General features: G+C 65.7%; 1 protein-coding gene. It reads left to right on the forward strand.

The annotated features are described in order from the left end of the window. The coding region (locus EN852_RS36360) for a pirin-like C-terminal cupin domain-containing protein (protein ID WP_281407841.1) at nt 1–367 on the forward strand (367 nt) is incomplete at both ends.

The raw sequence follows: 367 nt of genomic DNA on the forward strand, positions 1-367 counted from the left end.
GCAGACCTGGCTGGCGCTCCCCGACGGCAAGGAGGAGATTGCTCCGGTTTTCGCGAACACGTCGGTGGCCAGCTTGCCCGAGATCGACGCCGAAGGCGTCAGCGGCCGCGTCGTCATTGGCGCGTTCTCGGGATTGCGTTCGCCGGTCGCTACCGCTTCCGATACGCTCTATGCCGATCTGCGTCTGGCTGCGGGTGCTGCCGTGAAAATTCCGGCCGATGCCGAGGAGCGCGCCATCTACACGCTGGAAGGCGACGTCTCGATCGCCGGCGATGTCTTCCCGGCCGAGCGGCTGCTGGTATTCAAGCCGGGCGAGGAGATCGTTGTTTCTTCCGAGCGCGGCGCGCATTTCATGCTGTTCGGCGGC

The organism is Mesorhizobium sp. M2E.F.Ca.ET.209.01.1.1, from assembly GCF_004010375.2.
In the GTDB taxonomy this organism is placed as follows: domain Bacteria; phylum Pseudomonadota; class Alphaproteobacteria; order Rhizobiales; family Rhizobiaceae; genus Mesorhizobium.